Source organism: Paenibacillus sp. J22R232 (genome assembly GCF_056269165.1).
Genome location: NZ_JBWDNK010000006.1, coordinates 50754 through 73885, shown reverse-complemented (window position 1 = coordinate 73885; position 23132 = coordinate 50754). Strand labels below are relative to the sequence as shown.

21 protein-coding genes are annotated in these 23132 nt (G+C 48.8%); 16 read left to right on the top strand and 5 right to left on the bottom strand.

Features of this window, described 5'->3' with window-relative positions; translation table 11 throughout:
• Positions 1–869 precede the first annotated feature (869 nt).
• On the bottom strand, positions 870–1862 hold the full coding sequence (locus AC0YN3_RS19340) for a LacI family DNA-binding transcriptional regulator (protein WP_475776607.1): 993 nt from the start codon (positions 1860–1862) through the stop codon (positions 870–872).
• Positions 1863–2032: 170 nt separating this feature from the next.
• Here AC0YN3_RS19340 and AC0YN3_RS19335 point away from each other — a divergent pair, with 170 nt between their 5' ends.
• From AC0YN3_RS19335 to AC0YN3_RS19300, 8 genes are all read left to right on the top strand, one after another.
• A complete protein-coding gene (locus AC0YN3_RS19335) occupies positions 2033–2794 on the top strand; it encodes an SDR family oxidoreductase (protein ID WP_475776606.1) in 762 nt (253 codons plus the stop codon).
• Positions 2791–4068, top strand: coding sequence for a nickel pincer cofactor-dependent isomerase, group 22 (locus AC0YN3_RS19330; protein WP_475776605.1), 1278 nt, complete (start codon positions 2791–2793; stop codon positions 4066–4068). The genes AC0YN3_RS19335 and AC0YN3_RS19330 overlap by 4 nt, the downstream gene beginning before the upstream one ends.
• Complete coding sequence (locus AC0YN3_RS19325; protein WP_475776604.1) at positions 4065–5570, top strand: gluconokinase; 1506 nt, start codon at positions 4065–4067, stop codon at positions 5568–5570. Before AC0YN3_RS19330 ends, AC0YN3_RS19325 begins: the two co-directional genes overlap by 4 nt.
• Before the next feature lie 26 nt (positions 5571–5596).
• Positions 5597–6412 (top strand): ATP-dependent sacrificial sulfur transferase LarE, encoded by an 816-nt coding sequence (larE, locus tag AC0YN3_RS19320; RefSeq protein ID WP_475776603.1) that lies wholly within the window; start codon positions 5597–5599, stop codon positions 6410–6412.
• The gene (gene larB / locus AC0YN3_RS19315; protein ID WP_475776602.1) at positions 6409–7083 is read left to right on the top strand and encodes a nickel pincer cofactor biosynthesis protein LarB; all 675 of its coding nucleotides are present in this window, start codon (positions 6409–6411) and stop codon (positions 7081–7083) included. Before larE ends, larB begins: the two co-directional genes overlap by 4 nt.
• A gap of 1 nt (position 7084) precedes the next feature.
• A complete protein-coding gene (gene larC, locus AC0YN3_RS19310; protein ID WP_475776601.1) occupies positions 7085–8515 on the top strand; it encodes a nickel pincer cofactor biosynthesis protein LarC in 1431 nt (476 codons plus the stop codon).
• Between the two features lie 145 nt (positions 8516–8660).
• Positions 8661–9920 (top strand): glucuronate isomerase, encoded by a 1260-nt coding sequence (locus AC0YN3_RS19305; protein WP_475776600.1) that lies wholly within the window; start codon positions 8661–8663, stop codon positions 9918–9920.
• 211 nt (positions 9921–10131) lie between these two features.
• Positions 10132–11259 (top strand): SGNH/GDSL hydrolase family protein, encoded by a 1128-nt coding sequence (locus AC0YN3_RS19300; RefSeq protein ID WP_475776599.1) that lies wholly within the window; start codon positions 10132–10134, stop codon positions 11257–11259.
• Positions 11260–11542: 283 nt separating this feature from the next.
• Here the strand turns inward: AC0YN3_RS19300 and AC0YN3_RS19295 are convergent, their stop codons facing one another.
• Positions 11543–13027: a DHA2 family efflux MFS transporter permease subunit gene (locus AC0YN3_RS19295; RefSeq protein ID WP_475776795.1), complete on the bottom strand. Its 1485-nt coding sequence runs from the start codon at positions 13025–13027 to the stop codon at positions 11543–11545.
• Between the two features lie 237 nt (positions 13028–13264).
• Here AC0YN3_RS19295 and AC0YN3_RS19290 point away from each other — a divergent pair, with 237 nt between their 5' ends.
• The 3 genes from AC0YN3_RS19290 to AC0YN3_RS19280 all read left to right on the top strand — a co-directional run bounded on the left by AC0YN3_RS19290 (position 13265) and on the right by AC0YN3_RS19280 (position 15748).
• Complete coding sequence (locus AC0YN3_RS19290; protein WP_475776598.1) at positions 13265–13879, top strand: TetR/AcrR family transcriptional regulator; 615 nt, start codon at positions 13265–13267, stop codon at positions 13877–13879.
• Positions 13880–13891: 12 nt separating this feature from the next.
• Positions 13892–14698, top strand: a complete 807-nt coding sequence (locus AC0YN3_RS19285; RefSeq protein WP_475776597.1) for an AraC family transcriptional regulator — start codon at positions 13892–13894, stop codon at positions 14696–14698.
• Positions 14699–14776: 78 nt separating this feature from the next.
• Positions 14777–15748, top strand: coding sequence for a proline dehydrogenase family protein (locus tag AC0YN3_RS19280; RefSeq protein ID WP_475776596.1), 972 nt, complete (start codon positions 14777–14779; stop codon positions 15746–15748).
• A gap of 137 nt (positions 15749–15885) precedes the next feature.
• On the opposite strand, the gene AC0YN3_RS19275 is transcribed toward AC0YN3_RS19280, so the two are convergent.
• The gene (locus AC0YN3_RS19275; protein ID WP_475776595.1) at positions 15886–16683 is read right to left on the bottom strand and encodes a Nif3-like dinuclear metal center hexameric protein; all 798 of its coding nucleotides are present in this window, start codon (positions 16681–16683) and stop codon (positions 15886–15888) included.
• 208 nt (positions 16684–16891) lie between these two features.
• Between AC0YN3_RS19275 and AC0YN3_RS19270 the strand changes: the two genes are divergently transcribed.
• Positions 16892–17782 (top strand): ROK family protein, encoded by an 891-nt coding sequence (locus AC0YN3_RS19270; protein WP_475776594.1) that lies wholly within the window; start codon positions 16892–16894, stop codon positions 17780–17782.
• A 153-nt stretch (positions 17783–17935) separates the two neighbouring features.
• Here the strand turns inward: AC0YN3_RS19270 and AC0YN3_RS19265 are convergent, their stop codons facing one another.
• The gene (locus AC0YN3_RS19265) at positions 17936–18289 is read right to left on the bottom strand and encodes a response regulator transcription factor (RefSeq protein WP_475776593.1); all 354 of its coding nucleotides are present in this window, start codon (positions 18287–18289) and stop codon (positions 17936–17938) included.
• Positions 18290–18701: 412 nt separating this feature from the next.
• On the opposite strand from AC0YN3_RS19265, the gene AC0YN3_RS19260 reads away from it, so the two are divergent.
• From AC0YN3_RS19260 to AC0YN3_RS19245, 4 genes are all read left to right on the top strand, one after another.
• Complete coding sequence (locus tag AC0YN3_RS19260; RefSeq protein ID WP_475776592.1) at positions 18702–19865, top strand: sensor histidine kinase; 1164 nt, start codon at positions 18702–18704, stop codon at positions 19863–19865.
• Complete coding sequence (locus AC0YN3_RS19255) at positions 19858–20562, top strand: response regulator (RefSeq protein ID WP_475776591.1); 705 nt, start codon at positions 19858–19860, stop codon at positions 20560–20562. Before AC0YN3_RS19260 ends, AC0YN3_RS19255 begins: the two co-directional genes overlap by 8 nt.
• A gap of 121 nt (positions 20563–20683) precedes the next feature.
• Positions 20684–21718 (top strand): ATP-binding cassette domain-containing protein, encoded by a 1035-nt coding sequence (locus AC0YN3_RS19250; protein ID WP_475776794.1) that lies wholly within the window; start codon positions 20684–20686, stop codon positions 21716–21718.
• Positions 21715–22539, top strand: a complete 825-nt coding sequence (locus tag AC0YN3_RS19245; RefSeq protein ID WP_475776590.1) for an ABC transporter permease — start codon at positions 21715–21717, stop codon at positions 22537–22539. Before AC0YN3_RS19250 ends, AC0YN3_RS19245 begins: the two co-directional genes overlap by 4 nt.
• 126 nt (positions 22540–22665) lie before the next feature.
• Here AC0YN3_RS19245 and AC0YN3_RS19240 read toward each other — a convergent pair whose 3' ends face one another.
• The gene (locus AC0YN3_RS19240; protein ID WP_475776589.1) at positions 22666–23043 is read right to left on the bottom strand and encodes a PH domain-containing protein; all 378 of its coding nucleotides are present in this window, start codon (positions 23041–23043) and stop codon (positions 22666–22668) included.
• Positions 23044–23132: the final 89 nt, after the last annotated feature.

The following is a 23132-nucleotide window of genomic DNA, read 5'->3' as shown; positions in this document are numbered from 1 at the left end:
GGTGGCACCGCTATTTTAATAAGGAAAGGCTTCATTTTTATTTGTGTTTTCTTGTATGTAAAAAGAAAGGTTAATGGTAGGCGGAGCAATTCGAATGATTCTGGAGAAGCGATAGCGTTCGCTTTTGTGAGGGGATTCCTACCTTAGCTGGTTGATTCAGAGGAATCCCCGAGCAATGGCGATCGGAAGAACATTTGAATGCGAAGCTTGCTGTATAACCAAGGAGGCGCCTCATCTATGCAGCGCAGCTAGCAAAGACTTCATGCGTTAGCTGGCTGAAGAATCAACGCTCATAGTGAAAAACGATTCCACCATCAGGAATGTAAATAAAAAATCTTTTTTTAAAAAAATAGTTAGACGGCACCGCTATTTTAATAAGGATAGGCTTCATTTTTATTTGTGTTTTTTTGCATGTAGAAGAGAGGTTAATGGCAGGCGGAGCAATTCGAATGATTCTGGAGAAGCGTTAGCGTTCGCTTTTGTGAGGGGATTCCTACCTTAGCTGGTTGATTCAGAGGAATCTCCGAGTAATGGCGATCGGATGAACATTCGAATGCGTAGCTTGCTGTATAACCAAGGAGGGCCTCATCTATGTAGCGCAGCTATCAAAGAGGAATCTCCGAGTAATGGCGATCGGATGAACATTCGAATGCGTAGCTTGCTGTATAACCTAGGAGGGGCTTCATCTATGCAGCGCAGCTATCAAAGAGGAATCCCCGAGCAATGGCGACCGGAAGAACATTCGAAAGCGCAGCTTGCTGTATAACCTAGGGACTGGCCCAATTATGTAGCGTAGCTAGTAGCAAAGATTTCGTGTAACAGCTGCGCTTTAGGCGGCAAAAAATGTTAATGAATGTCTAAATTACTGCTCATTCCATTAGCAGCTGAGAAGTAGATGCGCGGACAACCAGCTCTGGTTCCAAGTATACCGTTTTAAGCGATTCGGGCTGATCGATTAGCTCGAGAATGGCCGTTGTAATATGTGCGGTTATGGTTGCTATGGCGACGCCTACGACTGTCATCGGTACGCCGATGTCTTCCATTTGAGGCAGATTGTCATAGCTAACAACGGAAATATCCTGCGGCACGTTTAGTCCATGCTCCCCTATGGCACGAAGAATGCCGCGTGTCAGATCGATGCCGCCGCTGATGACGGCTGTAGGTCGAGGCGTTTGCCCCAGCATCGCGCGTGCGGCCAGGTATCCATCGTGAAACTCCAAGCCGTTCATCTGTAGAACCGCGTTGTCTCTGACCTGCAGGCCCAGACGGACGATTTCGTCACGAAAGGCTTCGATCTTGACCGTCTGCAACGGATCTTGTGTCTCGGGTTCGCCGATATAAGCGATATCTTTGTGCCCCAGCCCAGCCAAATGACGAACGGCAAGACGAACGGCTTGGCCTCGGTTCACGTCTACTGTGGAGAATGGTGTATACCCGGCAGCGCCGTAGGTGAGGATAGGGATCTGCAGCGGGCTTATGCTGTTAAAGCTAGAAATGCTCTCTCTGTCTCCAAAGACGAGGATGGCATCTACTTGGTATCGGCGGAAAATTTCTACCGCTGATTCCAAGTGGCTTATCGAGAGTAGGGTAATATACCCTTTTTTCTCAAGCTGTTCATTGATCTTCGTAATGAGAGAGGAAAGCGCTGCACGTTCAATAGATGGCCAAACGACGCCAATCGCCCCGCTTTTTCTGGAGACGAGGCTTCGTGCAGCAAGGTTTGGCTGGTAGCCCATTTCCTTTGCAATCGAAAGGATATGCTGTTTTGTTTTGTTCTGTACGAGCGGGCTATCTCTGAGCGCCTTGGAGACGGTGGAGAAGCTGACGCCTGCTCGGTCTGCGATGTCTTTAATCGTTACCATGGATTCCCTCCGGAAGGCACTAGTCCGAGTTCTAATTGATGACGTTCACTTTATCACAGAATCCTTTTTTTGCAAATGAAAGCGTCATATTTATCGTATAGACAGCAACGGATTATTCGGATATCATAAAATAACAACGTTGTTAATTTGAATGTAAAGGTGGCCTATTCATGTTTGAATTACACAATACCGTATCGGTTGTTATTGGGGGAAACGGCGTATTAGGCAGTGCCATGTCTGCTGCGCTTGCAGAAGCGGGCTCGAAAGTGGCGGTCATCGGCAGAGACATGGAGAAGGCCCGGCTCGTTTGCGAGCAGATTGAACGCAATGGCGGAACGGCAATGGCTTTGAAGGCGGACGCGACACAAAAAGCGGAGCTGCAGTCGGTTTTGAATGATGTGCTTCAATGGGGCGGCCGTGTCGATACGCTCGTGAATGCTTCGGGGACGAATAGCGCGACACCATTTTTTGATCTCGAGATGGATGAATGGGATCGAATTATGGATGTTAATCTCAAAAGCGTCGTGCTCGCCAGCCAAGTTTTTGGCAAACAAATGGTCGAGCAGGGGGAAGGCGGCTCCATTATCAACATTTCTTCCGTATCGTCAGCGCCTCCGCTCTCGCGGGTATTTACTTACTCCGTATCGAAAGCGGGAGTAAATAGCGTCACGCAGTATTTAGCCAGAGAATTGGCGCCAAGCAAGGTAAGAGTTAACGCGATCATACCTGGCTTTTTCCCGGCAGAGCAGAACAAGAAAATCTTATCGCCTGATCGAGTGGAATCGATTATGAAGCATACGCCAATGAACCGCTTCGGAGATCCGGAGGAGCTGAAGGGCACGATCGTTTATTTGGCATCAGCCAAAGCATCATCATTTGTCACCGGAGCCATGATCCGGGTTGACGGGGGATTTGGAGCGATGACGATATGAGTGATTTACTGCGCAGATTAGTCGAACATACGCCGATTCCGAAGCTGGTGAAAATTCGCCAGTCGTTCGATGACACGATCCTGGCGGACCCCATTGGAGAGTTGACCGCGCGGCTGCGTACCGCAGATGCGATGATTGGGATTGCTGCGGGGCAGAAGGTTGCGGTGGCCGTTGGAAGCCGGGGGATTTCTCGGATCGACGAGCTAACGAGGACCGTTATTGACGAGTTGAAAAGAATCGGGGCGGAGCCTTTCATTGTGCCATGCATGGGAAGCCATGGAGGGGCGACAGCAGAAGGGCAAACGGAGGTGCTTGCCCATCTTGGCATAGACGAGGAGCGAATGGGCTGCCCGGTCCGTTCGTCAATGGAGGTCGTAGAGCTTGATCGGCTGCCGAATGGGTTGCCGATTTATTGTGATCGAATCACCGCTACGGAGTCGGATGCGATTATTGTCATCAACCGAATAAAACCGCATACGGCTTTTCGCGGGACGGTTGAAAGCGGCATGTTAAAAATGATCTCGATCGGACTAGGCAAGCAAAAAGGAGCAGAAGCCTGCCATCAGCTGGGCTTCAAATATATGGCCGAGAATGTACCGGCAATGGCTCGGGTAATGATTAATAAGCTGCCCATCCGGTTCGGGGTCGCTATCGTAGAAAACGCGTATGACCAAATCTGCCGGGTTGAAGTACTCGGAACGGATACGATGGAGGAAAGGGAGAAGGAGCTGTTAATAGAAGCGAAAAGCCGGCTCCCACAAATCTTTTTCACCGATCTCGACGTTCTTGTCATTGACTATATCGGTAAAAACATCAGCGGTGACGGAGCGGATCCGAATATTACGGGCAGGTATCCGACGCCTTACGCGCATGGTGGCCCTGAGGTGAACAAAATGGTTGTTCTCGATCTAACGCCAGAGTCCCAGGGCAATGCAAACGGGGTAGGCACAGCCGATTTCACGACAAGCAGATTAGTAAGCAAGACAGATTGGCCTGCTACATATGCGAATGGCTTAACCTCTACGGTCTGTGCGCCGACGAAACAAGCGACAACGCTCGAGAATGACCGTGATGCCATTAAGGCTGCGATCAAAACCTGTAACATTCTAGATTATACAACGTGTAAGCTGGTACGCATTCGGGATACGCTGCATCTGGGTACGATCGAGATTTCCGAATCGCTGCTTGAAGAGGCAAAAAAAAATCCGCGTATCGAGATTTTGGAAGGGCCCTATGAGTGGAAGTTCGATGAGGAAGGATATTTGCCGAAATGAATACGGATCCCCAAATCGTCATCGCCATAGATATCGGAACGACTAGCACAAAGACGTTGGCAGTCGACCTGAACGGACGGATACTTGGCAGCCACTCCATCGAATACCCGCTTCACACGCCCATACAAGGCTATGCCGAGCAGGATCCCGATGTCATCTGCGAGGCTGTTATGGATAGTGTTGGCCAAGTTGCAAGAAAAGTGGCTGGCCAAATAAAATGTGTTTCTTTCAGCTCAGCCAATCACAGCCTAATTCTGCTAGATGCAAATAGAGTACCGCTCACGCCGAGCATCACCTGGGCGGATCTGCGCAGCTCGGCACAGGCAGAACGGTTAATAAAGGATGGATCGGGCTTATCGATCTATTCGCGAACAGGCACGCCGATCCATCCGATGTCACCGCTCGTCAAGCTGGTATGGATGAGAGAGGAGCGGCCGGATCTGTTCGAATCCGCGCATTATTTTGTAGGGATAAAGGAATATGTTTTGAATAGGCTATTCGGAATCATGCTGATGGATCATTCGATCGCAAGCGCTACCGGGTTGTTTAATCTCGGAACGTTAACTTGGGATGAGGAAGCGTTATTGGTAGCAGGCATTCGCGAGGATCAATTGCCACGGCTTGTACCGTCTACCGAGCGAATGACTGGGCTCAAAAAGCAAGCGGCTGATCGCATGGGGCTTGCAGCGGATACGCCGTTCATTGTTGGCGCACAGGACGGAGTATTAGCTAATCTGGGGATAGGCGCATTAGAGGAAGGCGTACTTGCCGTTACGATCGGCACGAGCGGAGCGGTGCGGACTACCGTGAAACAGCCTACCTTCGATGAGGAAGGAAAGCTGTTCTGCTACGCGTTGACGAATGACCATTGGATTGTAGGCGGTCCATCGAACAATGGCGCTATCGTGGCGAGGTGGATTTCGGATCGTCTATACCCGGGGAAATCGATAGACGAGGTGCTGCCATTGGCTGCTGCCGTTCCTCCTGGATCAAACGGCCTGCTTTTTCTGCCTCTTTTGTCGGGAGAACGGGCCCCTTTCTGGGATGCCGAGGCCAAAGGAGTCATGTTCGGGTTGACGCTGGCGCATAAGGAGGCGGATATGCTTCGCGCGGCATTGGAGGGCGTGCTATATCAGATTACGGCAATCGTGTCTTTAATGAAGCAAGCAGGCCAACGGCCAAGAGAGGTAAGAGCTTCCGGGGGATTTGCGCGTTCTATCCTATGGTGCCAGATGTTGGCAGACATGCTTGGCGTGCCCGTAAGGGTGCCCGAATCAGTAGAAAGCTCAGGGCTTGGAGCCGCTCAGCTTGGGTTATACGCCATGGATGGCTGCAATGGTCCGCTGCTGAGGTGGATGGAGCAGGAGGGCAGCCTTTATGAGCCTGATCTGGCCTATCATGCGCTTTATCAAAAAATATTGCCGTTATATTTAAGCTTATACGATCGATTGAAAGAGCCCATGAGGGAAATATCGAAGCTGCAGCATACGTCGGTTGAATGAATTAAACTGGAGGCGGTGTCATTACTATGCATGATAAATACAGCAGGCTGCAGACTATTTTGACGGAAATGGAATCGGTTGTGGTCGCGTTCTCAGGTGGCGTAGACAGTACCTTTCTGCTGGATGCGGCAATTAAAACGCTGGGAAGCGAGCGGGTCTTGGCGGTTACGGCCGACTCGGAAACTTATCCAACGGAAGAGCTTGAGGCGGCGATTCAACTGGCGAAGAGCATCGGGGCGACACATAATGTGATCGAGACGTCTGAATTAAGCATTCCTGGCTACAAAGAGAATAATGCAAACCGTTGCTATTTCTGTAAGAAGAGTTTATTCGAGCATATTGAGCCATTCGTTCGCGAAGGAGCTTATCGTCAGATCGTCTACGGGCTCATTGCTGATGACATGAATGAGCATCGGCCTGGCGTTCAGGCGGCGAAGGAACGGGGCGTGCGGGGGCCTTTGCAGGAAGCGGGTCTTTATAAGGATGAAATCCGTGATCTGTCTCGTGAGCATGGACTGCCCACTTGGAATAAGCCATCTTTTGCGTGTCTCTCTTCACGGATAGCATACGGCGAGACGATTACGATTGAGAAGCTTGGACGTGTCGGAGAAGCCGAGCGCTATATTCGTTCATTAGGCTTCGGGCAAATTCGGGTCAGGAGCCATGGCGATATCGCGAGGATCGAAGTAGAACCGAGAGCGATGGAGCAGCTCATTAGTCACGCAACCGTTATTTCGGACCGTTTGAAAGAGCTAGGCTTTATCTATGTGGCTATGGATCTTGCCGGTTACCGCAGCGGGAGTATGAATAAAGTGCTTGAGCTTGGGGGCTCCGCGATATGAACGAATTCGAGGATCTTGGATTTTGCAAGCTGGATGTGGGTCGATATGAGCGGACAGGTCATCCGGAAGTCGTTTTTGGACAGGGGAAAACGGTGGATCAGGTGGAGACGATCTTCACTCGGCTCGTAGAGATTCATGGCAGAGCGCTTGTCACGCGGGCAACAGCCGAGATGGCGGAGCGGGTAATGGCGAAGTATCCTGAGGCACGCTATGAGAATGGATCGCGCCTGATCTCGCTGGGCCAATCCGCGCGCAAGCTCCCAGGAAAAGTGGCGGTGCTGACCGGCGGGACTACGGATATACCGGTAGCAGAGGAAGCGGCAGGAACGGCGGAATGGATGGGCTGTGAGGTCGATCGGATTTACGACGTCGGAGTAGCGGGCATTGATCGGCTGCTTAGCCATAAGGAACGGATACGGGAAGCATCCGTCGTCATTGGGGTAGCAGGGATGGAAGGCGCGTTGGTCAGCGTTGTCGGAGGGCTTGTGCGCAGGCCGGTAATTGCGGTACCGACTTCTGTTGGTTACGGCGCCAATCTTCAAGGAATTACGACGCTGCTGGCGATGATGACCTCCTGTGCAGCGGGCGTGACGGTAGTCAATATCGATAACGGCTTCGGAGCAGGCTTTCAAGCAGCAATGATTTTACAACTGGTAGCGGAGGGAACATAACATGAGAACGGTCTATTTGGATTGTATTTCAGGCATCGCAGGAGATATGGCGCTGGCCGCACTCGTTGACTTGGGCGCAGACGAGAAATACATCGTTAACCACTTATCAAAGCTGCCGATCGATCCTTTCACGATGGAGTTCGTTAAGGTAGACCGACGAGGTATAACCGCGAACTGGCTGAAGCTCAGCTTTGATAATAGTGAGAATGGTGAGGGACCTGATTATAAACTTCATCATGACCACGATCACAAGCATAACCGTCAACATGATCACGACCACGATCACAAGCATGACCATCAACATGATCACGACCACGATCACAAGCATGACCATAACCACGCCAATAATCATGCGCGTGACCATAAACATAACCATCAACATGATCACAGCCATGATGACCATCATATGCAAACGCATACTCATGATCACAAGCATGACCATCCACGCGATCACAGCCATAACCATTCGCATGTACATCGAAAAGCGTCGGACATCTTAACAATGATCCGGATTTCAGCTCTGCCGGATCGCGTGAAAGAGAGAAGCTTGTCCATCTTTCGATTAATAGCAGATGCGGAAGGCAAGATTCATGGCATGGACCCGGCCGACGTTCACTTTCACGAAGTAGGGGCGATGGATTCCATTTTGGATGTGATTGGCGTGTGTCTTGCACTGGAGAGCCTGGATGCTTCGACGATCATCTTTTCTCCCGTGCCAACAGGAACGGGCAAGCTACGTATGGCTCACGGTCTATATCCGATTCCGGCTCCTGCTACGGCAGAGCTGCTGCGCGGGGTCCCATTAGCCGAGTTCACGGCTAAAGGGGAATTGACGACGCCGACCGGCGCAGGGATCGTCAAAGCGCTTGCCTCAGGCTTTGGGCCATTGCCCGCGGGAACGATTGAGCGAATCGGATACGGCGCAGGCACAAAAAACTTCGAGCATCCTAACGTTGTCCGAGCGGTATTATACGAGCAGGAGCAAGAAAAAGCATGGTATGAAACGATAGTCGTACTAGAAGCGCAGGTGGATGATTCAACCGGTGAGACGCTTGGTTTTGCAATGGAAAGGCTGTTCGAAGCGGGAGCTCTGGATGTGTATTATACGCCGGTCTATATGAAGAAGAACCGTCCCGGCGTCCTTGTCACCGTACTATGCCATCCGGCAAGCAGCGCGCGCTGCGAGGAGACGATGCTTGCAGAAACATCGACGTTCGGCGTACGCAGGACCGAATGGAAGCGCAGGGCGCTTGCGCGCCGGTGGGTTCAGGCGGAAACGCTTTTCGGACCGGTAAGAGTGAAACAGGCTCTTGAAGGAGAAAAAATACTGCGCCAATCGCCGGAATACGAGGATGCTGCCCAAGCCGCAAGATCGTTCGGCGTTCCTCTGGAGGCGGTATACCGCGAAGTTTATAAGCAGCTCAATGAATAAAAATCGGAATCTAGCCTAGCAGGCTTCATGTACCTTGAATAGAGAAGCATGTTGGCCATCTTTACCAACGTTGTTATCTATCGAATGTGCAATAGCCTTTTTCATAACCATATGAACGGAATAACTTAGCAAAGGGGAATTGATCATGAACACGAAGCTGGATTTGAGTTTAATTGATCTCAGGAAGACGGTTGAACGTTTGGCACTTAACACGCCGGTTACCGACATGCATACGCATTTGTATGCGCCGGAATTTGGAGATTTGCTATTATGGGGCATTGATGATTTATTGACCTACCATTATTTGATCTCAGAATCCTTCCGGTGGTCGGAGGAAGAATACAGCCACTTCTGGTCCATGTCCAAAAGGGAGCAAGCGGACTGGATCTGGAAGCTTCTTTTCCTGGACCATTCACCGGTAAGCGAAGCGGCATCCGGCTTCATTACGATTCTCAAGCGGCTAGGGCTTGACGTTTCCTCGCGGAATTTGGACGATTATCGTCAGGCACTTGAGAAGCGCACGGTGCACGAGCAAGTAAATACGGTCATGCAGATTGCGGGAATTGAGAAAATCGTCATGACAAACGACCCGTTTGACGCTGCTGAACGTCCTGTCTGGCAATCCGGCAAAGGTAAAACGGACCCCCGTTTTTACGCTGCGCTGCGTGTGGATACATTGCTAAATGACTGGCCACATGCCGTAAACGAGCTTCAAAGCCTAGGTTATGACGTACAGGCAGAGTGGACAGAGCGAACAAAAGAGGAAACACGCCGGTTTCTATCGGAATGGATCATTCGCATGGACGCTCTGTACCTTGCGGTTTCTATGCCAGGCGATTTCAAATATCCAGCGGATGACCATCGAAACAAAATGATAGATCAGGTCATGATTCCGGTATGCCAGGAGCAAAATATTCCGTTTGCACTCATGATCGGCGTTCGAAGAAAAGTGAACCCCTCGCTTGGATTGGCTGGGGATATGAGCATGCAAGCCGACGTTTCCTCAGTGGAAGCGTTATGCCGCCAATATCCCGATCAGAAGTTTCTTATCACGATGCTGGCAAGAGAAAACCAGCATGAACTCACGGTGCTTGCCCGGAAATTCCGCAATTTGATGATTTTCGGCTGCTGGTGGTTTCTTCACATCGAGTCAATGGTCGAAGAAATGACGCGTTTCCGTTTAGAGCTTCTGGGCACTTCGATGATTCCGCAGCACTCTGATTGCCGCGTCTTCGAGCAGTTAATCTATAAATGGGAACATTCCAGAAAAATCATCGGGAATGTGCTCGCAGATAAATACGAGAAGCTGCATCACAGCGGGTGGAGCGTGACGGAAGAAGAAATTCAAAGAGACCTGGACGATTTGCTGAACCGGAATTTCTGGCGCTTTCTTGGCAAAGCGTAATCAGATGTGAGCGTAGAAGCATGGGCTGGGGCTCGATAATGAAGCATATAAGCATCAACCGTACGCGTGAGCAGAGGCAGGGGGAGTTTCCCCCAGCCTCTGTCTTTTATTTTGGGCTAGACGCCCAACGATATTAAAAGTAGAAGTTGCCGCGTCAATGAAAGTATAATGGATTCATCTGTCAAATGAGAGGAACGAGGAGGGAAAATCAATGATTGATACTAGACTGAAGGTGCATCTGCTATCAGAGACCGAGCATATAAAGGTTCATGGCCGAACGACGGGTAACCTTTCTCCTTTAACGTTGTTTTGGACGGGAAGCGCAATTGAATGCAATGTTACAGGTTCAGAGCTATGGATTGAAGTTGAGGTTGATTATGATCATTACGAGCCTTGGGTGAGCGTTTTAATTAACGAGGTCCCCGTAAGCAGACAGATGCTAATAGCCGGAAGGTACTGGGTTTGCTTATTTAGGGGGATGAATGGGAACGCTTTAAAAAACGTGCGGGTGGTAAAAGACGTGCAGGCGATGAACGCGGATCCGGGCAGTTCGCTGCAGATCCATGCCGTGAAGAGCGACGGCGAATTTATGCCAGTGAAGGACCAGCCTTATAAGCTGGAGTTCATCGGAGACAGCATTACCTCCGGCGAAGGCGCCGTAGGGGCAAAAGCCGAAGAGGATTGGATTCCGATGTGGTTTAGCGCGATTCATAATTACAGCACGATAACCGCAGAGGCGCTGAACGCGGAATACCGGATTATCTCGCAAAGCGGATGGGGCGTGCTGACAAGCTGGGATAATAATCCGCATGCCAATATTCCCGACTATTATGAGCAGGTTTGCGGTCTTCTTGCCGGAGAAAAAAATAAGGCTCTAGGCGCGTTTGAAGAAAATAACTTTGCCGCTTGGCAGCCGGATGTCGTAGTCGTCAATCTTGGTACAAATGACGGCGGTGCTTTCCGTACGCCGGAATGGAGAGATGAGTTAACGGGAGAAACCCATAAACAACGGCTCAATGAAGACGGCAGCTACATGGAAGAGGATATTCAAGCTTTTGAACGGGCAGCCGAGCATTTTCTCGTGAAAATTAGAAAATATAACAAGGACGCGCATATCGTATGGGCATACGGCATGCTGGGAATTCCGATGATGCCCGCAATTTGCCGCGCCGTGGATGCATATGCGAAGAAATCGGGCGATCGCAAGGTGTCCGTATTCCAGCTTCCGACTACCACGGATGAAACCGTAGGCGCAAGAAACCATCCAGGCATCTTAGCTCACCAGCATGCGGCCAAAGCATTATCGGGGTATGTGAAGGAGATTTTGTCGGAAAGATAGCAGCGAATCCCGACAAATCCGTTCGAATTGCGAAATATGGGCGATAGTTACAGTAAATAAGAAACGAGCCAACCTTCGAGTTGGCTCGTTTTTTATTTAGTTATTGGAAAAGGTGCTCCAGAAGCTAGTATTTTGCTGTCAACATTAAAAATTGAAAGTAAATGCTTTAAAACGGAGCTTTTTTTCTTTCTCGTATTTTGTGTATAGTAGTTCAGATATAGCATGGAAAGAAGGGAATGTAGATCGTGAAAAAGCTTGGACAGCTGAATACGCTGCGCAATCTTTATGTTTCTTTGACGATTGCCAATTTTAATTTCGTTTTCGTTTCTTCAACAACGGGTTGATCCGCACGCTTAATGAAGAAGGAAAGCAGCAAGCCGACTATGCCAATTCCAACGATAACGAGATAGGCGTCGTTGATGCCTTGAATGGAAGCTGCTGTAACCATTTGCGCTTGCGTTGCTCCTTCAGTCCCGCCTGATGTCAGCAACTCCTGCATATGAGTGGTGGTACGACTGGTCATTACGGTTACGAGCAATGAGGTACCCACGGCACCTGCTACTTGCTTGATGGTATTGGAGATGGCGGTGCCATGCGCATTCAGCCTAGCTGGAAGCTGATTCAAACCAGCGGTCGTGATAGGCATGAGGAGCATGGCCATACCGAAACGACGGCCTGTCGACATAAGGACCAGATAGGAATAGCTGGTTGCGTCCGTCAAATTAATAAAGCCTAGAGTAGTGATAATCGTAATCGCCATTCCAATTATGGACAGCCATTTGGCTCCGAACTTATCGAACAGCTTGCCTGTAATTGGCATCATTAGGCCCATAAGCAGCGAGCCCGGGAACATCAATAAGCCAGATTCCAGAGCCGTAAAGCCTCGGGCATTTTGCAAATAAAGGGGAAGCAGCATCATATCCGCGTACATAACCATCGTAACCGCAATATTTATGACGGTAGTAAGCGAAAACATGTTGTATTTGAAAGCACGCAAATCCAGAAGCGGATTATCGGATTTTAATTGCCGCCAGGTGAATAGAACGAGGGAAAGAATCCCCGTTATCAGGAACGTGATTACCTCAGCACTAGACCAGCCTAAGCTGCCTGCTCGGCTGAAGCCATACATCACAGCACCGAATCCGACTGTAGACAGGATGACGCTCATGATATCAATTTTTGCATGAATGCGCTCTGAGACATTCCTTAGATAAATAAACCCGCAAATGATTACAATAACAACTAGTGGAATCATGCCGTAAAACATCGTTTCCCATTTATAATGTTCTAGGATATAACCGGCAAGCGTTGGTCCAATGGCGGGGGCGAAAATAATAGCGAAACCAACCATGCCCATCGCTGCTCCCCTTTTATTCGGAGGAAAGAGCGTTAAAATAACGGTCATGAGCAGTGGCATAATAATGCCGGCGCCGGCTGCTTGAATCAAACGGCCTGTCAACAGGACTGGAAAGCTTGACGAAAGCGCCGATACAATCGTTCCGGCAAGAAAGATAAACATGGAAGCTTGGAAAAGCTCGCGCGTGGTAAATCGCTGCATCAAATAAGCCGTGATCGGTATCAATACGCCGTTTACCAACATATACCCCGTAGTCAACCACTGTGCAGTTGCGGCCGAAATGTTGAAATCCATCATTAATTCGGGGGTAGCAACGCTCATAACGGTTTGATTCAGCGTCGCTAGAAAGGCACCCAAAATCATAATGAACAAGATCGGCCCCTTTTTTATCGAGCTGCTGTTTTCTGCCATGCTTTTACTCAATGTACGCCATCCTTTCCAATCTTCTCTCTTTGTGTACTTAATTTACACTGTGTTATATAATGGACAATGTATAAATTAGATTATAAGCAGAATCGATAGGTTTACAAGCGACAGAATTTGCGGAAAGTGTAAATTACTTTACAACTAAAGTATATTTGTGGCTTATCTTTGAAATGTTCTACGAAATGACGGAATGTGTAGTTTGTAATCAGAAAGGAGAAAGATATGGAGCATGCAACACCGCGAACAGATCCTCGTATTGTGCGAACGCGACAATTGCTGAGGGACGCCTTTATTGAGCTGCTGCAGGAAATCGATATTGAGAAAATTTCGGTCAACCGGCTGGCAGAACGTGCCACCATCAATCGTGTTACTTTTTATCTGCACTATCGGGATATTCCGGATATGCTGGAGAAAATGGCTGATGAGATGGTCGAGGACATTCAACAGGTTCTGAACGATACGCCGCTTCATCTGAATCCGAATTCGAACGAGGAGGAGTCTTGGCCATTGCTCGTGAATCTGCTCGAGCATCTTTCCAAGCACGCGAAATTTTACAAGGTCATTCTCGCCACGCATCGAACGACGATCTTTTCTGACCGTTTGTTAAAGCTGCTTGCGGGATTAGTAACCGATAGAATTGAAAAAAAGGAGATCGATTCCGTTCGTTCTTCGTTGAATATTCAGAAGGACATTGCCATTTGGTATGGATCTTCGGCTTTGATCGGTACGATTATCGCTTGGCTTCGCAACGATATGCCGTATACGCCGCTTTATCTCGCCAAACAATTTGTTTTGCTGCGGACAACATCTGCGAAGTCGGTAAATCCGAATAAATAGGAGGGCATCTTTATGTCAGTAGTGGCCTTTCACCGCGATCCATTGCTGCCTTTTTTGGAAGCGAAGCACAGCAGCAGAAGCGATCTTGCTTATCATAAGCATTTCCATGAGGAATATTCGATTGGGTTGATTGACAAAGGGACAACGAACGCTTGGTGCGACGGAAAGCTGCTTCAGGTTGAAGAGGGGAGACTGATCAGTTTTCCGCCGAAGATGATACATGCTTGCCAGCCTCAAGAAGCTGAAGATTGGGAGTACAAAATGCTGTATATCAAGCCCGAATGGTTTCAAGGGCTGAAGCAGCGAGAGATTGATCGGCTTTATATCCCTTACTTGCTGGAACAGGGTAAAAACAAAGCTTGCCGTTTGCGTTTAAACCGTACGATGGATGCAATCGCTAGAAAAGGCACACCTCTTGAAATTGAAACGATCGTAGTCGAGCTCCTACATGCCCTCGTAAGCCACAATGCTTCCGATCTCGAACATAAAGTCCCGTGCAGCAACGACCAAAAATATGTCAAAAGCATAAAAGAATATCTGCACGCGCATTTTGCCGAGCAAGTTACATTAGAGATGCTGGAGAATGAAACGGGTATTACCAGATTTCATCTCGTACGGTTATTCAAGAAATGGAGCCATCTTCCGCCTCATGCTTATCAAATCCTGCTAAGAATCAATCATGCTAAGGCAGAGCTGGCGAAGCAAAGACCCATTGCCGATGTAGCGGGAGAAGTAGGCTTTTATGACCAAAGTCACTTTGCGAAAGCCTTTTTTAAAATAGTGGGGACAACCCCGCAAAAATACGCGTTATCTCTTTGAATTTGAGCAATATTTTACAATACCGTCTCCTATCTAGCTTGTAAACTAGGTTTACTTGAAAGAAGGAGAGGTAGAACCATGTATCTTGGAACAGAATTGGATCGATCATTTACCGCTGCGCTCAAAACAATGGCTCGACGTGCAGATCTTAAGTCTTACGCGGAGAATACACCGCAGCTGAAGCATATGCTGCAGCTTGCGGCTGCTAGGTATGTCGCAGGTGAAGCGCGTCAAGATGGTCTCGAAGCAGCAGAGAAGCTTGTCGCCAAAGGCTACGAGACATCCGTTGAGTATATTGGGGAAAACACGGCCGATGCCTCTGCATGCGAGGCAGCAGCTATGGAGCTGCTGGCTTTGATTCATGATGTTGGCCAGAATGGGGTGTCGGCGCGAGTATCTTTCGATCTCTCGCATATCGGACTTTTGCTGGATACCGAGCTAGCTTTTTCGCATCTCATGAATCTAGCTTATCAAGCACAGAAGGCTGGCGTTGAGCTATTCATTAGCATGGAGGAATCCTCGAAGACGGAGAGGATTCTCTCTATTTATGAACGGGCTGTCATAACGTATCCGAATATCGGAATAACGTTGCAGGCGCAGTTAATAAGAACGCCTCAGGATTTGGCCGCTCTGCACGCCACGCCTCGTCGAATCCGGATCGTCAAAGGCGCTTACCAAGAACCGGATGACTGCGTGATTCCTCGTTCTTCCGAACTTAATGATCGGTATGTCGAGCTTATTGAGAGCTCGATTCGCCATGGGCATCGCGTGTCAATTGCCACACATGATGAACGCATCGTTGAAGAACTCCTTGCGCAGAAATGGCTGATCAACTCAAGTGCAGAGTTCGAGATGTTGTACGGCATCCGCCCGGACCTCGGCAGCAGGCTGAAAGCTGAGGGGTATCCCGTACGAATTTATGTGACTTATGGCCATGAATGGTATTTGTATCTTTGCCACCGGATTGCTGAGTACCCTCCGAACCTTTTCCAAGCCTTCATTGACATGGTGAGCAAAAAGAAAGTAGAGTCTGTTCGAGCGTATGTGTAAAAGCAATGCTGCCGAATTAAAACCCGCCGAATATCCGGCGGGTTTAGTTCGTCTTGATCACTAAAGACGGTGATGAATGCGTCAGATGCGGTCAATGTAGGAGGAGAGAAAATAGATGTAAAGTGATGAGGGACGTCTTACAGCACATGAAATACCGGCTTAGACGGCATAAAGTGAACAGGCAGTCCCGGGTATGCGTTCCTCAGCTGTTCGGCCAGATAACGCATGCCGGGCTCTTCGCTCTCTGCGTGCCCGATGCTTACTAAGGCCTTTGGAATGCCTTGACTGACAGAATCCCTCACGTATTCGGGTGTTTCCCACTCAGGCCCTTCACCGGAGATGATCAAATCAACTCCCTTGTCGCGATAGAGCGGGATGGCGTTAGCTATTCCGCCTCTGTAGCCTACAAGGATGCCAATGCGCCTGCAAATCATGTGCGGGTCGCCGGCTAAACGCACATAGGGGATAGCTAGCTTTGCTTTGACATATTCGGCAACCTCACCGGCACGCATTTCGCCGGGTATACGGATTACAGCAGCTGTAGGCAGCATGTCCTCTACGCAGGCTTCCAGCTTCAAATCTTGAAGCAGGCCGATCATAATCGGATCAGGCTGTGCTCTGTGGCAATAGTCATGGTGTCGATAGATAGCAAGCCCCGCCTGCTGCAATCGCTTTGTTTTGTTCGCATATACCGGATCGCCGATCAGCAGCCCGTCGATCTTTCGATGGCTATAATAGGCGGCTTCATGGGAAATAAGCAAGTTCACGCCTAATAACAAAGCTTGATCAATGACCTGCTGGGTTGCCATAAACGTCGTCGCAATTCCGCGTACTTCCGTATCGGGGGAGCCAAACTCCAATCCATCGACCGTATTCTCAATAAAACGGACGGAGGAACGGATGGCATCAACCACATTTCTAATCGTTATTGTCATAGATATAATCCCTTCTGGATGAGTGAACACCATCTCCCTATACACTTCGATAGAAGGAAGCATACTCCTTTCGCAGAAGGAATCTAGTTGACGATAGGTAGGGCGAAACGAAGGAGCGTGAAAGGTTGACGAGAAATGAACGAAGCTTCTATAATCAGAAAAACGATTACGTTAAGGCGTAAATACGAATAGAGGAGCAGGCGTACTCATGCGAATTGGAGCAATTGAAGCAGGCGGCACGAAATTTGTATGCGGGATCGGGAACGAAAGCGGTGAGATCGAGGACCGGATTAGCTTTCCGACGGAGAAACCTGAACAGGTAATGGAGCAGGTTATTTCCTATTTTAAAAATAAAAACCCGGAAGCGATAGGCATTGGCACCTTTGGCCCGATTGATATCAACCGTAAGAGCCCGACGTTCGGCAGCGTTACGACGACTCCAAAGCCAGGTTGGTCGGGGTATCCCTTTCTGGATACGCTAAAGCGTGAATTTCATGTACCGTTCGGGTGGGATACGGATGTTAATGCCGCAGCATATGGAGAAGCAGTCTGGGGCGCTGCTCAGGGACTGGATAGCTGCGTGTATTTCACGATCGGGACAGGAATTGGGGTTGGCGTCTATTCCGAAGGAAGGCTGGTTCATGGCTTAGTTCATCCGGAAGGCGGACATATATTGCCGCGACGCCATCCAGACGACCGCTATGAGGGGAACTGCCCATATCATGGCGATTGCCTGGAGGGGATGGCGGCAGGTCCTGCGATTGAGAAGCGCTGGGGAGTGAAGGGCAGCGAGCTTGATGCTAATCATCCTGCGTGGGCGATGGAGGCTTATTATCTAGGTCAAGCTGTGACAAGCGCGATTCTGATGCTCTCGCCGGAGCGGGTCATTCTAGGCGGAGGCGTTATGCATCAAAAGCAGCTGCTACCAATGATTCGTAGCGAGGTAAGCAAAAATCTAAATGGTTACGTCAGCGCAGCGCAGCTGTTGACCGGATTGAACGAATATATCGTTTTGCCTGGACTTGGCGACAATGCGGGCTTGTGCGGCTCACTCGCGCTTGGCCTTGCTGCATGGGAGAATAAGGACCAATCGAAATAAGCACTTTGGTATGATAGCTTGTTGAAAACAGATAGAAGTAGAAGATAAACGAATAGCGGTACAGGTATCTATTCCTGTGCCGCTATTTTCTATTTTGGTCCGTGGCTGTTGGCTGGCAGGAGTACAGGAGCTTGGACGATATGCGCGAAACGGTTAGACGTCTGAATGATTTTTCTTTGAGGATAGTGCATGGTGAAGCAGCATGGAGAACAATTTCCGCATGGAATGAACACCAATCTTATTCATGAGATTGGCCAGATGGTTTTTGACCGTTTTTTCGCTGATGACGCATTTCTCGGAAATTTCGCGATTAGAAAAACCATGGATAACGGATAAGTTGAGCATCTCCGATTCCCGTTGCGTCAGGCGGTAAGTCCGTGCAAATTCTTCCATTGCGCGGTTCAGCTTTAGTGAAGCAGAATGCTCCAAGGCATCATTTGCTGCTCCGCATTTTTTGACTATCGCTTCTTCATGTGATGTTTTCTTGTCTTCATATGTGAGTTTCATCTATTATGCTTGCTTTCAAGCATCAAACGGATGGAGAAAAAAATACTTGAGAGGAGCAGGAAGCCGCCTAATACGTTCCAGAGTATCCATAGCATGTCGTTAGGTTCTCCCTTGAAGTTTTATTCTCATCTGCAGAAGATAAGTAAGGTCCAATCCTTTTGGTTCTTCCAATAAATAGCTAATTTTTGTTTCACGGCGGATGAGTGGAGCTGTTGCATAAGTAGTTCAAAGGTCTCATTTCACCTTGCTTTTATCCATTATAAATAATGATTAAGACTTATTCTAGATGAAGAAGCTCACTAAAAAGACAATTATTCCGTAGAATTATGGCGAATCATGCTAATCCATATGACTAAAGTCATGTTTATGATAGAATGTTTGGTAAATCTATCATGTTCTGCGGGGACTTAATATGGATGTTCAATTAAATCAAAGAATGACTCACATTTTGTTTATCATCGTAATCGGTGCAACAATTTGCTTGTTGTTTCATACCAATCAATACTCTGCTGGGCTATTTTTACTATTATGCGCGTACGTATTAACGGTTTCCGTTCGGAACTACGTCTTGAAGGTCAATCTGCAAAGCAAGGTCGGCATGCTATGTTTAATCGTTCAGCTGTCGTTGGCTTCTTTGATTTCGATAGGGTCGGAAAGCTTTTTTGCGCAAATCTATATTTTAGTCCTCGTTGGAGAATTCAGCTTTCATCACCGTAGAGGCCATTCTTTGCTCTTTACTATGGCAAGCTACGTTAGCTGCGTTTTAGGCCTGTTGGTGTATCGTCAATTTCCACCTTTTCAAGAGATATTCTATCTGCTGCCGCGTATCGTCGAATACTTTGCGATATTTGGCATAAGCCTGCTTGCCAAAATGGCTGTTCAGCAAAAAAATCAGTTGGTCAGTGACAATGAACAGCTGCGAATTGCATCTATCGAGTTGGAAAAGAAAGCAAAATTACAAGAACGGACCAGAATCTCGCGCGAAATTCACGATTCGGTAGGACATACATTAACAGCGGCATTAACGGGCTTGCAAACAGCAACCTATGCAATAGAGAAAAACAACTATGCCATAGCCAAAGATATGATCGATAGAACGAAGGGGTATATTCGCAGCGGTTTGGACGATGTGCGCAGCTCCGTGCATTTGCTTCATGAGCATAGGCTGGATCAGCCTTTCATACCCGAGCTTATGAAGCTTATCGATGAAACGAAGCTGCAGACACAGGTGAATATTACCTGCGAGATTGACGCGCGTCTGCCAGATTTAGTGCCAATGACGGAGTTAACGATATACCGGGCTTTGCAAGAGGGGCTGACAAATGGCATTAGGCATGGCGCCAGCACCGCTTTTCATTTCTTGCTGAATTATCGCGATGGGCATATCCAGTTCAGGCTATCTGATAATGGCAAGGCCCCTTCCCACTTTGCCCCCGGCTTTGGCTTGAAGGCCATGAGCGAGAGGGTGAAGGAGATTGGCGGTGAGCTAATGATTATGAACGATACATCAGCGGGTGGTGTCACATTAGATATAAGCATCCCTTTCCCAACGAAACCGATGGAACGGAGTGATTAACATTTCAAAAAGAACCATTCTGATAGCAGACGATCAGCCTTTGATTCGCGATGGATTGGCGGCTATGCTCGGCATGGAGGAGGAATATGACGTAGTAGCTACGACCGGCGATGGATTGGATGCGATCGCTCAAGTACGGTTGCATCGCCCTGAGCTCGTCTTGATGGACATTCATATGCCTAAGCTCGATGGATTGGAAGCGACGAAGCAGATCAAATCGGAATTTCCTGATATAAAAGTGTTGATTCTAACCACGTTCGAGGATGAGGAATACATATGGGAGGCGATACGTCACGGTGCCAGCGGGTTTTTAGTGAAAGGTATCGAGACGAAGAAGCTTTTCTCGATTGTCCAGGACTGCTTAGAAGGACGAATCAATTATCCCAGCCGCATTCAAACCAGGCTTGTGCAAGCACTGCGTTTCTCTGAACAAATTGAACAACAATCAGTGAAGGAAGCAACGGATTCTTATGCTGATCCACAGCAGGACGACCGGTTGAACGGCTTGTCTTCACGGGAGCGGAATATTGTCATCCAGTTGAAACAAGGGCGTTCCAACCAAGCGATAGCTTCTGAATTGTTTTTAACAACGGGTACGGTGAAAAATTATTTAAGCGCAATATACAAAAAACTGAATGTTGCAAGTCGAGCGGAAGCAATGGCCTATCTTCATGATGTGAAAGAGGAGGAGCGGTGAGCGAATACCACATGCGGGTTTAGGCTGCATGTGGTTTTTTTTGTTCATAAGCATGTCGTTTATATTCCGTTTAAATAGGTGAGTTAGGATGACTACATCATCACATAATGGAGGAATGGCAATGGATTACGGACTCAAGAAGAAGATAGAGCCTAACAATGGTGATTGGGCGGTCCAAGCGAGCGGGCTTGTTAAAACGTTCGGCAGCTTCCGGGCGGTGGATCATGTGGATCTGAACGTGCGCGCCGGGATGATTTATGGCGTGCTTGGCCCGAACGGAGCAGGCAAGACGACGACCATTAGAATGCTGGCAACATTGCTTCGGCCCGATGCGGGTTCGGCAACGATCTTCGGTCATGATGTCGTAAAGGAATCGCAGATCGTACGTCAATTAATCGGCGTGACGGGGCAATATGCTTCAGTTGACGAGTCTCTCAGCGCTACCGAGAACCTGATTATTTTCTCGCGGCTGCTCGGGCTTGGACGTGCCGAGGCACGGAAAAAAGCAGGGGAGCTGCTTGAAGAGTTTGGATTAACGGAAGCAGCGAAGCGGCCGCTCAAAAACTTCTCAGGCGGCATGCGGCGCAGGCTGGATCTGGCAGCAAGCCTGATTGCACAGCCGCCGCTGCTTTTTCTGGATGAACCGACAACCGGTCTGGACCCTCGAACCCGTGCGCAGATGTGGGATACGATTCGCCGGCTGGTGAAGACGGGTTCGACTGTGCTGCTTACAACGCAATATCTGGAAGAGGCGGACCAGCTTGCCGACCGGATTGCGGTTATCGATCGCGGCAAGGTCGCTGCAGAGGGGACAGTCGATGAATTGAAAGCATCGGTAGGCAGCTCTTCCTTGCAATTGCGAGTTCAGAATCCGGATGACGCAGTAGTCGCGCGCAATGCTATTGAGAAGGTACTCGGTATTCAGCTAAAGGTATCGCAGCAAGAAACCGAAAAAATGACTGCGCCGATTACCAATGTGGACGTGGTTACTGACGTACTGAACGCCCTGCGCGAAAGAGGAGTGCATCTGGCCGAGATCAGCGTGCAGAAGCCGACTTTGGATGAGGTATTTCTAACGATCACAGGCCATGGCGTGCAGGAGGACGCGGGTTCCTCGCCTAGTGAACCACAGAAAGCAGAGGTGGCAAGCATATGAGAACGAATGCCATTACTTCCATTAAACCAGGCGCGGAGCGAGAACTGAAAAACTATACAAGCTTCGGGCAGACGTTGCGAAACTCGCTGACGATGGCTTACCGCGGCCTGCTTAAAATCCGGCGTACGCCAGAGCAATTGTTCGACGTTACGCTCCAGCCCATTATATTCACCTTAATGTTCACCTATATTTTTGGCGGAGCGATATCGGGCGATATCGGTAGCTATTTGCCCGTTATCATTCCCGGCATCCTTGTACAGACGGTCATTACCACCTCTATCGTCACGGGTGTCCAGCTGCGCGAGGATATGGATAAAGGCGTGTTTGACCGATTCAAGTCATTGCCCATTGCACGCATTGCCCCGCTCGCGGGAGCTTTGCTTGCAGACACCGTTCGGTATACCATTGCGACGGTTCTTACCTTTACGATGGGCTATATTATGGGGTATCGGCCTGAAGGCGGCCTGGAGCATGTGGCGCTTGCAGGCATCCTCGTCATAGTGTGCGCATGGGCAATCAGCTGGATATTCGCGTTTTTTGGCGTCATTGCACGCACGGCTTCAAGCGTGCAAGGGATATCCATGCTTGTACTGTTTCCGCTAACGTTTCTCTCCAATGCATTCGTGCCTGTAGACACGATGCCCAATTGGCTGCAGTGGTTTGTTAACATTAATCCGGTTTCGCATCTTGTTACGGCGGTACGCGATCTTGCCAACACGGGCCACGTAGGTTGGGATCTCGGCATCTCCCTGATCGGTGCAGCCGTCATTGTGGCGATCTTTGCTCCGATTACGGTTCGTGCCTATATGCGCCGAACATAAAGGATGCTGCTTTAACAGGAAAGGCGGAACAAACAAAAAGAAATGCTATCGGCAGTCAGAGCCGGCAGCATTTCTTTTTGTTTATGCTTATCTAGCTTATAAAACCGAGAAAGAGTGGCCCATTCCTTATCTCATTACGTAATCGGCGAGAACGCTCTGCAGCTCGTATATGTTTAGGCTTTTATTGAATTTTTTCTCGACAGGCGCCGACGCTCCCGAAATCCAAATTTTCAGCTCGGCATCCATATCGAATGTGCCTGCTGTTTCGATGCTGAAATGCGTGATGCTCTTATACGGATAAGAATGGATCTCGACTTTTTTTCCTGTGAGTCCTTGCTTGTCAACGAGAATAAGCCGCTTATTCGTGAAAATAAACAAATCTCTGATAAGCTTGTACGCCTTCTCGAAGTTTTCCGTGCTTCCTAGCAAGTGATTGAACTCCCGATGCACTTCTTCCATTTTCAATTCTGATGCATTTCCCATCAAACCGTCTAAAAATCCCATAATTCCATTCCTCCACTGACTACGATTGATCCATCCATTTGAGCCCAGCTGACAAATATTTCTATGTATTGCTCATTCATTATACCTTA